The organism is Xanthomonas sp. NCPPB 3200 (assembly GCF_056393585.1).
The window spans coordinates 4,482,128-4,500,804 of the sequence record NZ_CM150785.1; the positions used below are offsets into that span (position 1 = coordinate 4,482,128).

20 protein-coding genes are annotated in these 18,677 nt (G+C 66.9%); 14 read left to right on the top strand and 6 right to left on the bottom strand.

Annotation, left to right across the window (positions count from 1 at the left end; all coding sequences use genetic code 11):
- Nucleotides 1-130 precede the first annotated feature (130 nt).
- The 4 genes from AC06DU_RS19375 (at nt 131) to AC06DU_RS19390 (ending at nt 3,089) form a co-directional block, all read left to right on the top strand.
- Nucleotides 131-796 (top strand): response regulator transcription factor, encoded by a 666-nt coding sequence (locus AC06DU_RS19375; RefSeq protein WP_016902656.1) that lies wholly within the window; start codon nt 131-133, stop codon nt 794-796.
- The gene (locus tag AC06DU_RS19380) at nt 793-1,977 is read left to right on the top strand and encodes a sensor histidine kinase (protein ID WP_102596984.1); all 1,185 of its coding nucleotides are present in this window, start codon (nt 793-795) and stop codon (nt 1,975-1,977) included. The genes AC06DU_RS19375 and AC06DU_RS19380 overlap by 4 nt, the downstream gene beginning before the upstream one ends.
- A 99-nt stretch (nt 1,978-2,076) precedes the next feature.
- Nucleotides 2,077-2,367 carry a hypothetical protein gene (locus AC06DU_RS19385; RefSeq protein WP_102257208.1) on the top strand — a complete coding sequence of 97 codons (291 nt, stop codon included), beginning with the start codon at nt 2,077-2,079 and terminating at the stop codon, nt 2,365-2,367.
- Nucleotides 2,368-2,426: 59 nt separating this feature from the next.
- The gene (locus tag AC06DU_RS19390; protein ID WP_184520073.1) at nt 2,427-3,089 is read left to right on the top strand and encodes a DUF3313 domain-containing protein; all 663 of its coding nucleotides are present in this window, start codon (nt 2,427-2,429) and stop codon (nt 3,087-3,089) included.
- Nucleotides 3,090-3,565: 476 nt separating this feature from the next.
- On the opposite strand, the gene AC06DU_RS19395 is transcribed toward AC06DU_RS19390, so the two are convergent.
- Entirely contained in the window at nt 3,566-4,384 is an 819-nt protein-coding gene (locus tag AC06DU_RS19395; RefSeq protein ID WP_184520070.1) for a histidine biosynthesis protein HisIE, read from the bottom strand.
- A 242-nt stretch (nt 4,385-4,626) separates the two neighbouring features.
- On the opposite strand from AC06DU_RS19395, the gene AC06DU_RS19400 reads away from it, so the two are divergent.
- The 7 genes from AC06DU_RS19400 to AC06DU_RS19430 all read left to right on the top strand — a co-directional run bounded on the left by AC06DU_RS19400 (nt 4,627) and on the right by AC06DU_RS19430 (nt 10,958).
- On the top strand, nt 4,627-6,066 hold the full coding sequence (locus AC06DU_RS19400) for a Do family serine endopeptidase (protein WP_478203040.1): 1,440 nt from the start codon (nt 4,627-4,629) through the stop codon (nt 6,064-6,066).
- Between the two features lie 114 nt (nt 6,067-6,180).
- Nucleotides 6,181-6,543, top strand: a complete 363-nt coding sequence (locus AC06DU_RS19405) for a hypothetical protein (RefSeq protein ID WP_006450942.1) — start codon at nt 6,181-6,183, stop codon at nt 6,541-6,543.
- Nucleotides 6,544-6,546: 3 nt separating this feature from the next.
- Nucleotides 6,547-7,035: a hypothetical protein gene (locus tag AC06DU_RS19410; protein WP_016902650.1), complete on the top strand. Its 489-nt coding sequence runs from the start codon at nt 6,547-6,549 to the stop codon at nt 7,033-7,035.
- Nucleotides 7,032-7,415 carry a hypothetical protein gene (locus AC06DU_RS19415; protein WP_054591247.1) on the top strand — a complete coding sequence of 128 codons (384 nt, stop codon included), beginning with the start codon at nt 7,032-7,034 and terminating at the stop codon, nt 7,413-7,415. The genes AC06DU_RS19410 and AC06DU_RS19415 overlap by 4 nt, the downstream gene beginning before the upstream one ends.
- Before the next feature lie 184 nt (nt 7,416-7,599).
- A complete protein-coding gene (locus AC06DU_RS19420; protein WP_026064355.1) occupies nt 7,600-8,706 on the top strand; it encodes an AI-2E family transporter in 1,107 nt (368 codons plus the stop codon).
- Between the two features lie 100 nt (nt 8,707-8,806).
- Nucleotides 8,807-9,544 carry an HAD family hydrolase gene (locus tag AC06DU_RS19425; RefSeq protein ID WP_478203041.1) on the top strand — a complete coding sequence of 246 codons (738 nt, stop codon included), beginning with the start codon at nt 8,807-8,809 and terminating at the stop codon, nt 9,542-9,544.
- A 43-nt stretch (nt 9,545-9,587) separates the two neighbouring features.
- A complete protein-coding gene (locus AC06DU_RS19430; protein WP_039524791.1) occupies nt 9,588-10,958 on the top strand; it encodes a leucyl aminopeptidase family protein in 1,371 nt (456 codons plus the stop codon).
- Nucleotides 10,959-11,023: 65 nt separating this feature from the next.
- Here the strand turns inward: AC06DU_RS19430 and AC06DU_RS19435 are convergent, their stop codons facing one another.
- Nucleotides 11,024-11,779 carry an anti-sigma factor family protein gene (locus AC06DU_RS19435; RefSeq protein ID WP_115509918.1) on the bottom strand — a complete coding sequence of 252 codons (756 nt, stop codon included), beginning with the start codon at nt 11,777-11,779 and terminating at the stop codon, nt 11,024-11,026.
- Nucleotides 11,776-12,291, bottom strand: coding sequence for an RNA polymerase sigma factor (locus tag AC06DU_RS19440; RefSeq protein ID WP_016902644.1), 516 nt, complete (start codon nt 12,289-12,291; stop codon nt 11,776-11,778). Before AC06DU_RS19440 ends, AC06DU_RS19435 begins: the two co-directional genes overlap by 4 nt.
- Before the next feature lie 162 nt (nt 12,292-12,453).
- Between AC06DU_RS19440 and AC06DU_RS19445 the strand changes: the two genes are divergently transcribed.
- Together AC06DU_RS19445 and AC06DU_RS19450 are read left to right on the top strand one after the other, a co-directional pair.
- Nucleotides 12,454-13,551, top strand: a complete 1,098-nt coding sequence (locus tag AC06DU_RS19445) for a catalase family peroxidase (RefSeq protein ID WP_478203042.1) — start codon at nt 12,454-12,456, stop codon at nt 13,549-13,551.
- Nucleotides 13,548-14,090: a cytochrome b gene (locus AC06DU_RS19450; protein ID WP_016902642.1), complete on the top strand. Its 543-nt coding sequence runs from the start codon at nt 13,548-13,550 to the stop codon at nt 14,088-14,090. The genes AC06DU_RS19445 and AC06DU_RS19450 overlap by 4 nt, the downstream gene beginning before the upstream one ends.
- Nucleotides 14,091-14,237: 147 nt before the next feature.
- On the opposite strand, the gene AC06DU_RS19455 is transcribed toward AC06DU_RS19450, so the two are convergent.
- From AC06DU_RS19455 to AC06DU_RS19465, 3 genes are all read right to left on the bottom strand, one after another.
- Nucleotides 14,238-15,026, bottom strand: a complete 789-nt coding sequence (locus AC06DU_RS19455; RefSeq protein ID WP_047129996.1) for a ThuA domain-containing protein — start codon at nt 15,024-15,026, stop codon at nt 14,238-14,240.
- A gap of 169 nt (nt 15,027-15,195) precedes the next feature.
- Nucleotides 15,196-15,798, bottom strand: a complete 603-nt coding sequence (locus AC06DU_RS19460; protein WP_039524779.1) for a response regulator transcription factor — start codon at nt 15,796-15,798, stop codon at nt 15,196-15,198.
- Nucleotides 15,799-15,889: 91 nt separating this feature from the next.
- Complete coding sequence (locus AC06DU_RS19465; protein ID WP_065033469.1) at nt 15,890-17,077, bottom strand: sensor histidine kinase; 1,188 nt, start codon at nt 17,075-17,077, stop codon at nt 15,890-15,892.
- Between the two features lie 290 nt (nt 17,078-17,367).
- Here AC06DU_RS19465 and AC06DU_RS19470 point away from each other — a divergent pair, with 290 nt between their 5' ends.
- Nucleotides 17,368-18,612 (top strand): efflux RND transporter periplasmic adaptor subunit, encoded by a 1,245-nt coding sequence (locus tag AC06DU_RS19470; protein WP_478203043.1) that lies wholly within the window; start codon nt 17,368-17,370, stop codon nt 18,610-18,612.
- Nucleotides 18,613-18,677: the final 65 nt, after the last annotated feature.

The window sequence follows — 18,677 nt, forward strand, 5'->3', positions numbered from 1 at the left end:
GGCCTTGCGCGGTAGGCAGGGCTGCCGGCCGCCTGTAACGGCCCGGCGGGCCATGCACTAATATTTGCCTAACGACCATCTCCGACAGTGCTGCCGATCTCGGACTGGCCCTGGGCCCGGCGGAACACCTATGCACCTGCTGCTTGTCGAAGACGACACCATGCTGGCCAACGCGATCTGCGATGGCGTCCGCCAGCAGTCCTGGACCATCGACCACGTCGGCAGCGCCAATGCCGCCAAGACCGTGCTGGTGGACCACCGCTACACCGCGGTGCTGCTGGATATCGGACTGCCGGGCGAGTCCGGGCTGACGGTGATCCGCTTCATGCGCGGCCATTACGACGCCACGCCGGTGATCGCACTGACCGCGCGCGGCCAGCTCACCGACCGCATCCGCGGCCTGGATGCCGGTGCCGACGACTATCTGGTCAAACCGTTCCAGTTCGACGAGCTGATGGCTCGGCTGCGTGCGATCACCCGGCGCAGCCAGGGACGCGTGGTGCCGCTGCTCACGCAGGGCGATGTCTGCGTGGACCCGAGCAGCCGCAAGGTCACCCGCGACGGCAAGTGGGTGGCGCTGAGCGCGCACGAATACCGCCTGCTGCTGGCGCTGATGGAACGCGCCGGGCGCGTGGTCACCAAGGATCAACTGGAAGAAGGCGTCTACGGCGGTCCGTCTGAAGGCGGCAGCAACATGATTGCGGTGTACGTGCACCAGCTGCGCCGCAAGCTGGGCGACGAGCTGATCTCCACGGTGTATGGCCAGGGCTACATGGTCGGCAAGGCACCGGAATGAAATCGCTGCAGGCACGCATGCTGGCGGCGCTGGCCGCAATCGTGTTGTTGAGCTGGTCCACCTCGTTGTGGATCCTGGTCGCCCTGGTCACCCAGGGCCATCACAGCGTGTTCGAGCAGGAGCTCAACATGTTCGGCGACCAGTTGATCAGCGCCCTGCCCGATGCGCTGGAGCACCGCTTCGATACGCAACCGGAGCCACCGGCCGCGGTCGATACGCACACCCCGATCGGCAATGTGTCCTCGCGCATGAGCTTCAAGCAGACCTTGATTGCGATGGTGCTCAACACCTTGCAACTGGGGGTATTGGGCGTGCTGGTGTGGTGGGCGGTCCGCACCTCGCTCGCACCGCTGCGCGCCATCTCCAGCGCCATCGCGCAACGCACCGGGCTGGAGACCGAGCCAGTGCCGCTGGCGCAGGTGCCGGACGAGATTCGCCCGCTGATCGGCTCCTTCAATTCGCTGCTGGCCCGCGTGGAAAAGACCGTGCAGGCCGAGCGCGATTTCGTGGCAGACGCCGCGCACGAACTGCGCACCCCGCTGTCTGCACTGCATGCCTACGCCGAGGTCGCGCTGCGCGCACCCACGCTGGAGGCCAAGGACGCGGCGCTGCAGCAGCTGCTGGAAACCGCGCGCCGCAGCAATCGGCTGGCCGAGCAATTGCTGGATCTGGCACGGCTGGATGCAGGCATCAGTTCGGCGGCGTACCAGCAGGTGGACATGGGCGAGCTGATCTCGCATGTGCTGGACGAATTCAGCGTGCAGGCCGAGGCCCGCCACATCAATCTGCAGGTGGAAGCATCGCCGTGCCTGCTGCGTTGCGATGTGGATGCGGTTGGCATCCTGATCCGCAATCTGGTCGACAACGCCATCCGCTATGGCCGGCCTCATGGCATGGTGGAAGTGAGTTGCGGCTACTGCCTGCGCGCCGATGCGCTGCATCCGTTCGTGCAGGTCAGCGATGACGGCCCCGGCGTGCCGGAGAGTGCCCACGCGTCCATCTTCGAACGCTTCTACCGGGTTGCCGGCAGCCAGGTACAGGGCAGCGGGATCGGGCTGTCGCTGGTGGCCGGCATCGCGCGCCTGCACGAAGCCAGCATCGAAACCTGCGAAGGCCACGAGGGCCGCGGCCTGTGCGTGCGCGTGGTGTTCGCCAGCGAGGGCGTGCGCCGCACCGGCTGAACGCAGGCGGCGCGTGGCGATCGCCCAGCGCCCAACCCAATAAGTTTCCAACACCCGCTGCCTACAGTGCACTACCGCACGCATCCAGGATGCATGGTGATGTTTCACTCGATCCGTTCCACCCCGCTCTCTCCCGCCGCCATCGCACTGCTGGCACCGCATACGGCTGCCAACGACAGCGTTGCCCCTGCCCCGGTCGCCGACGTTCTCCTGCTGGACTTTCGCTGCGGCCGCACCGGCACGCGCAATCGCGACATCTGGAGCGAACTGCCGGATATCCGCAGCGCGCGTCAGGCGCGCCGGCTGCAGCAGTGGGCCAAGAGCGGGGTGTTGTTCACTGCCGCCGCCGTGGTGTTTGCGCTGGCGGTGGCCAGCTATCTGATGCATTGAGCGCGCGGCCCCGTTCGCGCGTGCTTGCCCCTATCTGCTTCCTCTCCAGGTATCTGCCCATGTCGTCGCATTCCCTTGTCCGCTGCTGCGCGCTGCTGGTTGTCGGCGTGACGCTGGTCGGTTGTGCCAGTACGCGCCCGATGCCGTACAGCCAGCTGCCGTCTTCAAGCTATCTGCGCCCGCACGATGGCAGCCGTGGCGACCGCATGCCATACGCCTATCAGGGCGAGGTGGATTGGACGCGCTACCGCGCCGCACTGGTCGAGCCGGTCAGCATCTATCGCGGTCCGGACGCGCAATTCGAAGACGTGCCCGAGCAGGACAAACGCATGCTCGCCGATTACATGCAACAGGAGTTCGGCAATGCGATCGGGCAGCGTTGGCAGCGCACGACGGTGGCCGATCGCGACACCTTGCGCGTGCGCATCAGCCTGACCGGTGCCAAGCCCAGCAAGCGGGTGCTGGGCACCTTCATGAAGGTGGATCTGGGCGGCGGTTCCTATAACGCGGTGCAGGCCGCACGCGGCAAGGAAGGCGCGTTTTCCGGCTCGGTCAGCTACGCGGTGGAAATCTTCGACGCGCAGAGCAACCGCCTGCTCGCCGCCTATGTCGAAAAACAGTATCCGAGCGCAATGAACATCAAGGCCAGCCTGGGCGCCTACGACGCCGCCAAGGCCGGTATTCGCAAGGGCGCCGAGCAGTTGGTCAAGGGAATGGAGTAGCTGGGATTCGGGATTCGGGATTCGGGAATCGGGAATCGGATTAGCGGAAGCGATGGCTTCCAGTTTCCTTCTCCCATCGGGAGGAGGTGCTCCGCAGGGGCGGATGAGGGTACGGGCGAAGCCTCGCGACGACATGCGGCTTCGTCGGTTTCACGCTACCGCCGCTGCACACCCAACCCATTCTTGCAGCGCAGGCGCTCAAGGACGCGCGCCCATGGCGTGCAAGCCGTACCTTCTCGCTCCGTGAGGAGCGTGGCTTGATGTCCCGCATCTGGCGAGCGGTGCGGACAGATGCCCATCCGGTTCAAATGTCAGATCCAGTCACTTGCCCGATCACATGAGCGCAGCAAGCAAGGGACCGCCTCGTTAACGATCACACCACAAAAAAGGCCGGCGCTGTACAGACAGCGCCGGCCTTTGTCGGTCTGCACGGCCAACGCATCGTCAGCGTGCAATGCCATCTTGGTGCTGCAGCATCAACGCGTCACGCGCTTGGCCACCTTCTTGCCCACCGCCTTGCGGGCGGCGGTGGTCTTGGCCACGGCACGCGTGGCCGGGGTCTTGGTGACCTTGGCGGCCTTCTTCAGGGTGGTCTTGGTCACCGCCTTCTTGAGCGGGGCCTTTTTCACTGCGGCCTGTTTGGTGGCGGTCTGCTTGGCCACCGGTGCCTTCTTGGCGGCGGGCTTGACGATGGTCTTGGCGACCGGCTTCTTGACCGGCGCCGCCTTGGCCGCAGCCTTCTTCGCTGCCGCACGCGCGCCTACCGTGGCCACCGCGCTCTTGCGCGCTGCGCTCTTGGCAGCGGTCTTGGCACTCAGTGCTGCCGCTTCGGCCTTGGCATTGGCCTTGGCGGCTTCCAGCTTCTGCTTGGCGCTGGCCTTGGTGTTGGCCAGTTTCTTCTTGGCAGCATCGGTGGTGCTGCTCAGCTTCTGCTTGGCGGCATCCTTCGTAGATGCAAGCTTCTGCTTGGCAGCGTCCTTGGTGGCGGTCAACTTGTCCTTGGCGGCCTCCTTGCCCGACACCAGCGAGCGCTTGGTCTTGGCCACGCTGCGCTTGACCGCGGTGGCTGCATCGCCGGCCTTTTCGACAACGCGCTGTTCGACCTTGACCACCGCCTTGCGGGCCTTGGCGACGCGGATCTTGGCCTCTGCCGCCGCCGTGCCGGCCGCGTCCTGCACGCTGGCCACCGCGTCGCTGGTGGTGCTGGCGATGGTCTCGCCCAGTTCGGTGGCAGTGCTCTTGACGCTATCGACAGCCTCGGACAGGGTTGCCGTCACACCATTGCCGTTGCTCATAGGACCCTCCTTAAGGGCATCAGTGCTGAAAACGCGGGCGATGCGCAGCGGCATGCGTATGCTGAACAGGCATCGGATCAAGCGGACGCTACGCCGGGCTCAAGCGACTGTCAACGCAGCGCCGGCAAGGGCTCGGCGGCGCTTTCACCAGGCGTTAAATTGCCCGCTGGCACTCTCGTTCAGCTTGATTTACGCAGTCAGACGCCCTATTCCTCTTCCACCGCGTAACCCGGACTCGTTGCATGCGCCCGCTGCCCACCTTGCTGACCCTTTCCCTGGCCGCTGCCTTCGGCGGATTTGCCGCCACCGGCATCAATGCCTGGATGGACAACCGCGCCGAGGCCACACCGGCCGGCGCGGCCACCACCTTTAGCCTGCCCGCGGCCGCCGCACTGCCGGCCGCCGTCGCCGGGCAACCGGTGCCGTCGCTGGCGCCGATGCTGCAACAGGCGATGCCGGCGGTGGTGAGTGTCAATACCAAGCAAGTGGTGCGAGTGCGCAACCCGTTCTTCAACGACCCGATCCTGCGCCGGCTGTTTCCGCAGGTGCCGCAGGACCGCATCAACGAGTCGCTGGGTTCTGGCGTGATCATCGATGCGCAAAAAGGCTATGTGCTGACCAATCACCACGTCATCGAAAATGCCGACGATGTGCAGGTGACGCTTGGCGACGGGCGCACGGTCAAGGCCGATTTCATCGGCTCCGATGCCGATACCGATATCGCGCTGATCCGCATCAAGGCCGACAACCTCACCGACATCAAGCTGGCCGACAGCAATGCGCTGCGCGTGGGTGACTTCGTGGTGGCGATCGGCAACCCGTTCGGCTTCACCCAGACGGTGACCTCCGGCATCGTCTCGGCGGTGGGCCGCAGCGGTATTCGCGGATTGGGCTATCAGAATTTCATCCAGACAGATGCCTCGATCAATCCGGGCAACTCCGGTGGTGCGCTGGTCAACCTGCAGGGCCAGTTGGTGGGCATCAATACCGCCAGCTTCAATCCCCAGGGCAGCATGGCCGGCAATATCGGCCTGGGCCTGGCGATTCCCTCCAACCTGGCGCGCAATGTGGTGGAGCAACTGGTGACCAAGGGCGTGGTGGTGCGCGGCACGCTCGGGCTGGAAACCCAGAACCTCACCCAGCAGATGCTGCAGGGCCTGGGTGTGGATTCGTTGCGCGGTGCGCTGGTGACGCGCGTGTTGCCAGGGTCGGCTGCGGCCGCCGCAGGCGTGCAGCCGGGCGATGTGGTGGTGGCCGCCAATGACCAGCGCGTGGACAGCGCAGAGGCGCTGCACAACTATGAAGGCCTGCAGGCGGTTGGTAGCCCGGTCAGGCTGGAGATTCGCCGCGATGGCAAACCGCTCACCCTCACCGCCAAACTGAAAGAGCAGGACCGGGCAGTCACCGGCGACATGCTCGACCCACGCCTGGGCGGCGCCACCTTCGTGGACCTGCCCGAATCGCTGCGCCAGTCCGGCATTACCGGCGTCATGGTCAGCGAGGTCAAACGCGGCGGTCGTGCCGCAGCCAATGGTCTGGTCAGCGGCGATGTGATCGTGGCCAGCAGCGTGGGCGAGTTTGCCGATCTGGCCAGCTGGCGTGCCAACTTCCAGCGCAAACCGCAGCAACTGGTCGTGCGCATCCTGCGTGGCAACGCGCAGTACGACGCGTTGATGCGTTGACGTGGCGTGCACTGCCATCGGCGCGCACTAACACCTCCTACACCGTAGCGATGCTATTGCTGCACCACGCCCGCATGCTGTCGCGGCTGCCATCAATGACGAAGGAGATATCGCATGAGCCCCACCAATACCGACCAGCTGAAAGAAAATCTGAGCGAAGCCAGCACCCACCTGAAGTCTGCCGCCAGCGCCGCAGGCGAAGCCGTCAAGGGCGCCACCAGCGCTGCAGGCGATGAGCTCAAGCTCGGTCGCGCCAACGTCAAGGCTGAGCTTTCCGATACCGCACTGGCCGGCATGGCTGCTGCCGAGTTCGGCGGCGCCGCTGCCAAGGAACAGCTCGACGTGCTGGTCAGCAAGGGCAACGATCTGCTGGAAAGCGCCACCGATCTGATTCGTGAGCGCCCGCTGGCTGCGTTCGGCGTTGCGTTTGCGACCGGCTGGATCATTGCCAAGCTGGCACGCAGCAACGACAACTAAGTCGTGAGCGACCAGGCCTCTACAGCTGCCGCCTCCGACGCGCCCAACGCGCGGCCGGAAACGCCAGGACTGGACGAAAGCGTACGTGCGGTCGGCGCAGCCGGCCGCGCCACGCTGGGCTCGGCCAAGGACACCAGCCGCGCGTTGCGCCGGCTGGTGTCGGCCGACTTGCAACTTGCACGCAGTGCCTTCGGGCGTGGACTGGCCTGGGCATGCGTTGCCGTGGTCTTCGGCGCGTCGTCGTGGCTGTTGCTGGCAGGTGCGATCATCGCGCTGCTGCAACGCGCCGGCCTGTCGTGGTTCCAGGCGATGTTTTTCACCGCGTTGGCCAGCTTGTTGGTCACCGGCATTGCGGCGTGGCGGGTGTTCTTCTACTTCGACCACACCGGCCTGAATGCAACACGTCGTCAGCTGGTCAAGCTGGGCATCTTTGATGACAGCAGCGACGACGACGATGCCCACGCATCGGCTGCCAATGGAGCACGCACATGAAGTTCGGCACCTTGCGTCAGCGCGTGGAACGCGCCGAATTCCTGGTGGAGGGGCGCGCCCAGGAAACACGCCTGCATTGGGGACAATTGCGTGACACCTGGCGTGCCGGGTGGTCTCCGCTGCGAATCATGGTGGTTGGTTTCGGCCTGGGGTTTGTCACCGGCCGCAACGAACCGCAGGCGGCATTGGGCAGCATCGCCAGCAAGCTCGGCGGTATCCCGAAGATTCTGCAGATGATCAGCACGATCTCTGCGCTGTTCACCGCACACCGTGCGCAGGAAGCCTCCGAGCAGGCCGAACGTGCCGCAGACAGTGCCGAAGAGGTCGCTGCCGATCCACCGGTGACGGTGGTGCAGGCGCCAATCGATCGCGCCGCGTAATGGCGGGTTCCCGAGCACCGCTCGGGATCACGCTGCGGGTATCCGCCGCCCGCTGCGCGGCAGAGCCCGCCACCGATGCTATTAAGGACTGACGTTACACGCACACCCTCTGTGCGCTGCGTTGACGCGTTCGGCTGATAATGGCCCACCGCTGGCAGCACGCCAGTCTGCTGCCAGGGCGCGCATGACTCTTCCCGTCGATTCTATGGATGCTGCCGTTGCGGCAGATTCGCTCCCGCCGCCACCGGCACCGCGCCCGCGCGCACCGGTCTCGCTGGTGGTGCTGGCCACGCTTGCGGTGGGTTATACGCTGTGGGCTGCACAGACGATCATCCTGCCGGTGATGCTGGCCGCCTTCTTTGCCCTGATCGGCAACCCCATCCTGCGCGGTCTGCGCAAGCTGTACATCCCCCGCTTCCTCGGCGCCTTGATGGTGCTGTGCCTGGGCCTGGCCGGTACCGTGACACTGGCCGCGCAGCTGGCCGGGCCGGCCGCCGAATGGGTGCAGCAGGCGCCCCGGCAGATGCGCCAGATCGCGCGCGACGTGCGCGATTTCACCAAGCCGGTGATGCAGGCCAACCAGGCCGCGGAAAACTTTGCACGCGCGGCCGGCGGCGATGGCCAGCGCAGCGTGCAGATCGTGCGCACGCAGATGGACGACCCCTACAAGGCGCTGGTGCGCACGCCGAAGCTGGCCGCCTCGGTGCTTGCGGTGGTGCTGCTGACGTTCTTCTTCATGGTCTACGGCGAAAGCCTGCAACGGCATGCGATCGCCTTGCTGCCCAACCGACAGCAGCAACGCTTCACCACCGAAATCATGCTGGACATCGAGCGCGAGGTCTCGCGCTACGTGCTCACTATCAGCGTGATCAATACGCTGGTCGGGCTGGTCTTCGCAGGCATTCTGTATGTGCTCAAGATTCCGCTGCCCGAAGCGCTGCTGTGGGGCACGGTGGTGGCGCTGCTCAACTTCGCGCCGTATGTGGGCCCGTTGATCGGCGTGATGCTGATGCTGCTGATGGGCTTTGTGGAATTCCGCACTACCTTGTCGGCGATGCTGCCGGCGATCCTGTACCTGGCGCTGCACACCATCGAAGGCCAGGTGGTCACCCCGATCGTGCTCGGCCGCCGCATGGCGATCTCGCCGCTGATGCTGATCCTGGCGTTGATGCTGTTCGGCTGGCTATGGGGCATGGTCGGCCTGCTGCTGGCGGTACCGCTGCTGGTCTGCATCAAGATGGTGCTGAGCCGGGTGGAGGGAATGCAGCGTTGGGCGCGGCTGCTGGAGTAGCCGGGAATCGGGAGTTGGGAATCGGGAATCGCAAGAGCAGTGGCTGCGCTCTACCCATTCTCGATTCCCGACTCCCCATTCCCGGCATTACAATTTCGCGATGAGCTTCCAAATCAGCGCCATCACCCTCGACCTCGACGATACGTTGTGGCCCTTTGCGCCGATCGGGGCGCGGATCGACCAGGTGTTGTACGACTGGATGCGCGAGCACAGCCCGGTCACCGCCGAGCGGTTTCCGGTAGAGGCAATGCGCGAACTGCGCGAGCGCAGCTTTGCCGACAACCCGCACCTGCATCATGACCTCAGCGCGCTGCGGCGGTTGACGCTGGAAATGGCGCTGCGCGAGAGCGGCGGCGACCTGGCCTTGCTGGAGCCTGCGTACGACGTCTTCTACGCCGCGCGCAACCAGGTGGAGTGCTACCCGGATGCGCTGGACGCGCTGGGGCGTATCGCCGCGCATGTGCCGGTGGCGGCGCTCAGCAATGGCAATGCCGATCTGCAACGCATCGGGCTGATGCATCACTTCGCGTTTCAGCTGGGCTCGCGCGAGCACGGCAGCGCCAAGCCGGATCCGAGCATCTTCCTGGCTGCATGTGCGCGGCTGGAGGTACCGCCGGCGCAGGTGCTGCATGTGGGCGACCACGTGCGCATGGACGTACTGGGCGCGCTGGATGCCGGGCTGCGCGCCTGTTGGATCAACCGTGATGGAGCGCAGTGGTCGCACCCGACCCAGCAACCGGATCTGGAGTTCGACTCCATGACCGGGCTGGCCGACTGGCTGGACGCGCAGCAGCCGCACCCCGACCCCGCACACGCCGGCATCCGCCTTCCCGCCTGAGCCACTTTTTGCTCGGCGCATGGCGCCGCCTCCGAGGATTTCCATGTCGCAGCTCACCGGTTTCATCGATCCCAACGCCGCAGCCTTGCCGCTGCATGTGCTCGACCGCGAAGGCTTTGCACGTTGGTGCGCCGAGCAGCCCACGCACGTGCTGTCGTGGGCACAGGCGCAACGGTTCGATGCCGCGCCGGGCAGCGTGCTGTTGTTGCCGGGCGAACAGGGGCTGGCCGGCGCGGTGCTGGGCATCGGCGACCGCGCCGATGCCTACGCCTACGCGCATGCACCGATGGCGCTGCCGCCGGCCAGCCGCTGGACCCTGGCCAACACGCTGAGCGAGAGCGAGCAGGCGCTGCTGCACCTGGGCTGGGGCCTGGGTGCGTACCGCTTCTCGCGCTACCGCAAGGTACCGCGCGCACCGGCCGAACTTGCCGCTACGCCGACACCGCAGACGCGCGCCTTGATCGAGGCCTGCATCCGCGTGCGCGACTGGGTCAATACGCCGACCGAGGACATGGGCCCGCAGCATCTGGAAGAGGCCACGCGCGCACTGGCGCAAACGCATGGCGCCCAGGTCGATGCCATCGTCGGCGAGCAATTGCTGGCGCAGAACTTCCCCACCATCCACGCGGTCGGGCGTGCCTCGCACCGGGCGCCGCGGCTGATCCAGCTGCAATGGGGCGATGCGGCGCATCCGCATCTGGTGCTGGTTGGCAAGGGCGTGTGCTTTGACACCGGCGGGCTGGATCTGAAGCCGGCCGATGGCATGCGCAACATGAAGAAGGATATGGGCGGCGCGGCGCATGCCTTGGCGCTGGCCGGCCTGGTGATGGCGCAGCAGCTGCCGGTACGACTGACCCTGTTGATTGCCGCGGTGGAAAACGCCGTCGGCCCGGATGCGTTCCGCCCGGGCGAAGTCATCACCACCCGCGCCGGCGTCACGGTGGAAGTGGACAACACCGATGCCGAAGGCCGCCTGGTGCTGTGCGATGCGCTGAGCTACGCCACCGAGCAGCGCCCCGATCTGATCCTGGATTTCGCAACGCTCACCGGTGCCGCACGCATCGCCTTGGGGCCGGACCTGCCCGCGCTGTTCGCCAACGACGATGCGCTGGCGCAGGCCTGGCTGCGTGCCGGCGAGCAGACCCGCGACCCGGTCTGGCGCATGCCGCTGTGGCGCCCGTATCTGCGTTACCTCAACAGCCACGTCGCCGACATGGCCAACGCCGGCTCGCGCATGGCCGGCGCGGTCACCGCCGCGCTGTACCTGGAGCGCTTTGTCGCGCCGGGCCAGCTGTGGGCCCATCTGGACGTGTACGCCTGGAACGACAGCGACCGCCCCGGCCGCCCGGCGGGCGGCGAGGCGCTGGCGCTGCGCTCGGCCTTTGCGATGCTCCAGCAACGCTACGGCGGCTGAGCTCGCAGAGCTCGCCGCGCACGTAGCGCGCGCGGGCCATCAGCACGCAGCTTGAGTCGCGCCGGTCATCCCTGGCTGCGCAGCAACGGCGCGATCGTGCGCATGCGCGTCTGCGTCGCCGGGCCGACCAGCGCAAACGCGGTCTCGCCTTCGGCCCAGTACTGCGCCAGTAGACGGCCATCGCGTCGTTCGCCGGTGGGCATCGGCCCGCTGCGCGGACGCAGATACAGGCCGATACGCGCGCCGTCGGCATCGCTGTAGACCAGCATCGCTGCCGCGCCTTCCGGTGTGGAAAGCAGCTGCCCGCCGCGCAGCACATAGCCCTGCGCGCGCAGATCCGGCACCACACCGGCATTGCCGAAATGCGTGCGCAACCACGGCTCCAACTCCGTACGGCGCTGCACCTCCAACGCAACGCCCGGATGCGCGTCGACATCGGCAAACAGGCGGTAGGCGGCCACTGCATCAGCCATCGGCACGCGCTGAATGGCGAGCCGGCTCTCGCGCAACTGCCAGCCCAGCCCGGTGCCCAGGCCCAGCGCCAGCACGCAACTGGCGGCCATGGCCGCCAGGGTCCGGCGGCGTTGCTGCAGGCCACGGCGAATCGCCGCAGGCGTCAGCGCCAGCGTGGCCATCTCCGGCTCCAGGCCGGCGTGCGCGGCGCGCAGCGCTTCGGCATCGCGTTTCCAGCCGGCCACGCGCGCGGCCTGCGCCGGGTGCGCCTGCAACCAGGCGGCCACCGCTGCGCGTTGCGCCGGCTCCAGCCGGCCATCGACATAGGCGTGCAGTGCGTGTTCGTCAGGCGGCGGCGTGCTGGTCATTTCAGGATCCTCAATGCAGGTGCGTGGCGCACGTGGCCTTCGTTCAATGCACGCAGGCGTTCGCGCGCACGCGACAGCCGCGACATCACCGTGCCGATCGGGATGCCGAGGGTGTCGGCCACCTCGCGGTAACTGAAACCCTCCACGCTGACCAGGAGCAGCAAGGCGCGCTGTTCCGGCGGCAGCAACGCCAGGCTGGCCAGCATGGCGCGGCCGTCGTGCACCTGCTCGGCCGATGCGGACTGGCTGGGCTGCTGCGGTGCGAACAAGCCCACCACGCGCTGCCAGCGCGCGGCGCGGCGCTGCCCGTCCAGAAACTGCCGGTACAGGATGGCGAACAGCCACGGCTGCAGGGCCTCAGCGGTATGGCGGGTGCGCCAACGCCGCAGCGCACGTTCCAGCGTGGCCTGCACCAGGTCGTCGGCGCTGGCGGGCTCGCCGCTCAGCGAGCGCGCGAAGCGACGCAGCGCCGGCAGCACAGCACGCAGTTGGTCATCGTCCAGAGCATCCATCGGCAGGTTTGGTGGTGGCATCACAAAGTAGACGCGCTGGAGCGTGGACTATTCCCAAGTTCGATGCGCGTGCCACAACGCCTGGGCGATCACGGGAATAAGTCGGCCTGCACGTCGTCTCACTGCATCGACCACTCACCGCACCGACCCCTGGAGCCAGCCATGACCTTGCCACCTCCTTCCCCACCGCCACAGCATGGACGCGTTCGCGTGGCGCCCTTGCTGGGGATCGCCGCGATTGCCGGCGGCCTGGCGGTTGCGTTCGCCTGGACCGCCGGCTGGATCGGTGGCGACCGGCTGACCGCCGCGCGCATGACCGACACCATCGAGGCCAGCGGGCCGCCGCATCCGGGCTTTCGCCGCGCACATACCAAGGGCGTGTGTGTGAGCGGGGACTTCAAGGCCAGCGGCAAGGCCACCTGGCTGTCGTCGGCACGCATCTTCAGCCAGGCCAGTACGCCGGTACTCGGGCGCCTGTCGATCGGCGGCGGCGACCCGCATGGCGCCGATGGTGCGGCACGCGTACGCAGCATGGCATTGCTGTTGCGCAGCGACGACGGGCAGGAATGGCGCACCGCGATGAACAGTTTTCCGTTCTTCGTGGTGGCCACGCCGGCCGGTTTCCAGGCATTGAACGTGGCATCGCGGCCGGACCCGGCGACTGGCAAACCCGACCCGGCCAAGCTGGCCGCGTTCGGCAAGCAGTATCCGGAAGCGGCCAAGTTCCAGCAGTGGGCCAAGACCGCACCGTGGTCCAACAGCTGGGCCAATACGCAATACAACGGGGTCAATGCGTTCCGCGCGATTGCCGCCGATGGACGCGAGCGCTACATCCGCTGGTCGATGCGTCCGCATACCCCGTTCCAGGAGCTCAGCGCCGAACAGCGCGCGCAGGCCGATGGCGATTTTCTCGCCACCGATCTGGACACGCGCCTGGCGCAGGGGCCGCTGCGTTGGGACCTGGTGCTGACCATGGCCGAGCCGGGCGATGCGGTGGACGATCCCTCGCAGCCATGGCCGGAAAGCCGCAAGCAGATCGTCGCCGGCACGGTATCGATCGATCATGCCGAGCCGCAGGCCACCGGCCCGTGCCGCGACCTGAATTACGACCCGCTGATCCTGCCCAAGGGCATTGCCGGATCCAACGACCCGATCCTGGCGGCGCGCTCGTCGGTGTATTCGCAATCGTTCAACCGGCGCGAGCATGAGATCGCCAATGGCACAGGCAGCGCCGCCACCGGCCAGGGAGCACGCCAATGAGCAGCCATACCCACTTCAATCTGCCCGCACGCGTGCTGCACTGGTTGATGGCCGCGATGATCCTGACCATGCTGTTCGTCGGCGTGGGCATGGTGGCTTCGGTGACGCAGCGGCCGTGGTTGATCGATCTGCATCGCCCCTTGGGCATTGCGATCCTGATCCTTGCGGTGCTGCGCCTGATCAATCGCCTGCGCAACCGCCCGCCACCGCTGCCGGCCGACCTGCCGGCCTGGCAGAAGGCCGCGGCGACCGCTTCGCACTGGTTGTTGTATGCGCTGATGCTGGGCATGCCGTTGATCGGCTGGGCGATGCTGTCGGCCGGCGCTTATCCGATCGTGCTATGGCCGGGCGCGAACCTGCCGGCGATCGCGCCGCACGATCCTGCGCTGTACGCCTGGTTGCGGAGCGCGCACGGCTGGTTGGCGTACCTGTTGTTCGCCACCGTGCTGGGGCATCTGAGCGCGGCGCTGTTCCATGCCTGGGTGCGCCGCGATGGCGTGTTTTCCAGCATGGCGCGTGGCGAGCGGTCTGCGCGTTGATGGATGGCTGCTGGCTCCCTTCTCCCGCCGGGAGAAGGTGCCCCGCAAGGACGGATGCGGGTGCGGGCGAAGCATCGGGTTGACCGCCATCTGGAGTGGCGTTGCCGCGCACCCTCACCCCTCTCCCGGCGGGAGAGGGGCTAGGATTTAACGCTGGCGTTTTGTCTTGGCCGCTGGCGCGGATGCTTGGATGCCCTTGCCGGTGGCGGCCCAGTAAATCCCGCCGTACAGATGCTCAAGATAACGTGGGTCGTTGTAGGCCTCGGCCAGGTGGCCGAGCGCGGTGGCGAACACGCGGCCGCCTTCGAAATGGTGGTACCAGGCCACCGGGTGCTGCTTGCCCATGCCCTTGGCGACCTGGCCCGGCCAGATCAGCGTGGGGTCGTAGCTGGTTTCGTCCACCGTCATCAGCGTGACCAGGTCGTCGCTGTACGGCGGATCGTATTCGTACCATTCGTCGGTCCACACCCAGCGCGCGGGCAGGCCGGCAGTGGCCGGGAAGTTGGCGTCCACCACGTCGACCATCGCGGTCTGCATGTACGGATGGGTGCGGAACGAGCGGCCGATCAGATGGTCGTACCACTCCCACTCGCCGCGCTTGATCGCAAACGCCTTGTGCACCGCCACCACGCCGCCGCCGTTGCGCACGTAGGTCTGAAAGTTCGCACGCTGCGTGGGATCCAGATCGGTGGCCGGCGTATTGAGCAGCACGATCGCCGCGTATTGCGATAGATCGCCATCGAAGGCCTTGGCATTCCACGCCCACACCAACTCGACATAATGCTTGCGCGCCATCGCTTCGAATTGCGGCTTGGCGACCGGGATATAGTCGTGGTGATACTGGTTGGGAATCGCCGCCACCAGGATCTTGAATTGCTCGGCAGACGCGTTGAATGCGCACACCATCAGCAGGCCCAACAGCCACAGGGATTTCATGCCGTTCGCTCGCAGGGATCGTTCTGGCCCGGCAGTGTACCCGCGCCTGCGCGGCATGCTTTTCGCGTTATTTGGAATAGCGGCAGGCGGCAATGCACAACAGATACGCGGCGCAGCATGCCATCCATTGCTGCGCTCGCTGATAGCGCAACGCGTCTGCGTCACCGCGTCACAGCCAGCCTTTCTGCCGCGCCAGCCGATACGCTTCGATGCGATTGGCCACGCCCAGCTTGCCGATGCATTCGGACAGGTAATTGCGCACCGTGCCATGCGACAACTGCAATTGCTGCGCGATCTCGCTGGCCGAGCGGCCTTCGCCGGCCAGCCGCAACACCGTGCGCTCGCGTTCGCTCAAGGGATCGGCTTCGACCCAGGCGTCCAGCGCCAGTTGTGGGTCGATCACCCGCCCGCCACGCTGCACCTGACGCAGGGCGCCGACCAGTTGTTCGGCCGGCGCGTCCTTGAGCAGATACGCCGCCACACCGGCATCCAGCGCGCGGCGTAGAAATCCCGGGCGGGCGAAGGTGGTGACGATCATCACCCGTACCGGCAGTGCCTGGCGCTGGATGCGCTGGGCCAGCTCTAAACCGGTCAGGCCAGGCATTTCGATATCGGTGATCAGCACGTCCGGCTGCAGTCGTTGCAGCTCGCGCCAGGCAGTTTCGCCATCGCCTGCGCTGCCGACCACCTCGATATCGTCTTCCAGCCCAAGCAAGGCGACCAACGCGCCACGCAGCAGCGCCTGGTCTTCGGCCAACAACACCCGGATCATCGCGCGCGCTCATATGCAGACAACGGTGGCGCACGATAGCAGCGCTTGGGCCCGCCGTGCATTGCGTGCAATGCGGTGGACGTGTGCGCGATCAGCGCGACGGTGGCAGCAGCGGCACCGGCAAGGGCGGCTGCGCCGTCGCCAGCGTGGGCTGCGGCAACGGCACGCTGGCGCGCAGGCGCATGCCGCGCGGCAGCGCTTCCACTTCCAGCGCGCCGCCCAGGCCGTGCAGGCGTGTGCGCATGCCGTCCAGGCCATTGCCGGGCACGATCACCCCGCCACGCCCGTCGTCGCTGATATCCAGCACCGCCTGCTCGCCCTGCGCGCGCAGGCTCACGCGCATCCGCCTGGCCTGCGCATGCCGTTGCACATTGGTGGCCGCTTCGCGCACCACCAGTGCCAGTGCGGTTTCGTGTTCGGGCGGCAAGGCCAGCGTTTCCAGTGCGTGTTCCAGCACGATGCCGTCCATCTCCAGCAGTACCCGCGCCGACGCCAGCTCGGCCACCAGCCCGGCGGCGCGAATGCCGGTGACCGCACGCCGCACCTGCGCCAGGGCATCGCGCGAAATCTGCGCCACCGCATCGATCTCGCCGCGCGCGGCCTGCGGATCGCGCGCGATCAGGCGCGCGGCCAGATCGGACTTGAGTGCCACCAGCGACAAGGTGTGGCCGAGCAGATCGTGCAGGTCGCGGCCGATACGTTCGCGCTCGGCGGTGGCGGCCAGCCGGCGCACTTCGTCCTGCGACAGGCGCAGCAACGCGTCCTTGCGTTCGTTGATGCTGTACACCGCACCGACACCGGCCATGCCCAGCACCGACACCGGCAACCACACCAGCGATTGCAGGCGCATTCCCAGCCAGTGCGCCCAGCCCAGGTAGAGCACGTTCATCACCACCAGCATCGCGAAGTGCCGCCACAGGGCCTGCCGTGTGGACGGGGGCAGGCTCAGGCAGGCGAAGACGAAATAGCTGATTCCCGAGGGATACACCGGCAGCAACGCGGCACTGAGCACACCCATCGCCCAGGCGTAGCGATACAGGGTGCCGCGCGGCGCCAGCAACATGCGCGCATACAGCAGCAGGAAGACCGGATACGACAGCAGGGTGCACAGCAGCCAGGTGCTGTCGTACCCCCGCGAGGAAAACACCGGCACCACGAACACCCAGCTCGACCACAGCAGATGCACGCCATCCATCCACGGCGACTGGCCCTGCGCCAGCCGCGCGGCAACCTGCGAATTGGCGGCGGGGCGAAGCCAGGCGGGTAACGACACGCGCATCGAGGTGGGTCCATGTAGGTGATCGGATTCTGCCACTGCCGGGCCCGACCGGGCGCCCGATGCTGCAGCCTCGCCCATCCTGAAGGGCGCGGCCAGTTGCCGCTGTCATGCACGGCAGGTGACAGCTGTCACTGGTGGATGCCGCCATCGCGGTCGCATGCTGCGCAGCACCTGGCAGCAGCGTTGGTCGCGCTACCGTTCGTCGCCGCGATCGCATTGGTGACTTCCGGCAGCTTGCGGCGCCGCCTGCGGCCGGTCACATTTCGCGCAGCATCCCGTCCTGGTCATCGATGAATACTTCCGCCGATCTGCTCAAGCAACTCCGCATCGACCGCCAGCGTCCTGCCGCCCCCGAACCTGCACGGCGCAGCGGCTGGATCATCGCCGCCGTGATCGTCATCGTGCTGCTGGCGGCCGCGGCGTGGTGGTTCACCCGTCGCCCGGTGGCGAAGGTACAGACCGCAGCGGTGGTGGCGATCAGCGCCGGCAGCAGCAGTGCCTCGGTGCTGGACGCATCGGGCTACGTGGTGGCGCGGCGCATGGCCACGGTGTCGGCGCAGGTCACCGGCAAGGTGCGCGAGGTGATGATCGAAGAAGGCATGCGCGTCGAACAAGGCCAGGTGATGGCCACGCTGGACCCGCTGGATGCCGATGCGCAGCGCACGCTGTCGGCATCGCAGCTGTCGGCCGCACGCAGCCAGGTCGACAACATGCAGGCGCAACTGGCAGTGGCCAATGCCGATGCGGCGCGGCTGCAATCGCTGGTCGGTGCGCAACTGGTGTCGCGCTCGCAGTACGAGCAGGCCACCGCACAGCGCGATGCCTTGCGCGCACAGCTGCAGAATGCGCAACGCAATGTGCGCGTGGCATCGGACCAGCTGGCGATCTCGGCAATCCGCTCGGACTTCAACGTGGTGCGTGCGCCGTTTGCCGGCGTGGTCACCGCCAAGGCCGCGCAGCCCGGCGAAATCGTCTCGCCGCTGTCGGCCGGCGGCGGCTTCACCCGCACCGGCATCGGCACCATCGTGGACATGGAATCGCTGGAGATCGAAGTGGAAGTGGGCGAGTCCTACATCGGCCGCGTGCAGCCGAAGATGCCGGTGGAAGCGGTGCTCAACGCCTATCCGGAATGGAAGATTCCCGGCGAGGTGATCGCCATCATTCCCACGGCCGACCGCGGCAAGGCCACGGTGAAGGTGCGCGTGGCGCTCAAGCTCAAGGACCCGCGCATCGTGCCGGAGATGGGCGTGCGGGTGAGCTTTCTGGAACGGGCCAATACGCAGGAGGCCAGCAAGCCGCAAGGCGTGCGCGTGCCGGCTGCGGCACTGGTCGAACGCGACACGCGCACGGTCGCGTTCGTGGTCGGCGAGCGCAACACCGTCGGCATGAAGACGGTCACTCCCGGGATGGTGATGGGCGAGGACCGCCAGGTGGTGTCGGGTTTGAGTGCGGGCGACAGTGTGGTGCTGGATCCGCCGCAAGGCCTGAAAGACGGCGACGCGGTGGCCGAAGCCGACGCGGCCGCTGCCGAGTAACTGCGCCGGTCACTGCAGTCACCAGCTGGGCAGCGACGCCGCTCCGGGGAGCGCGGCGCCCACGG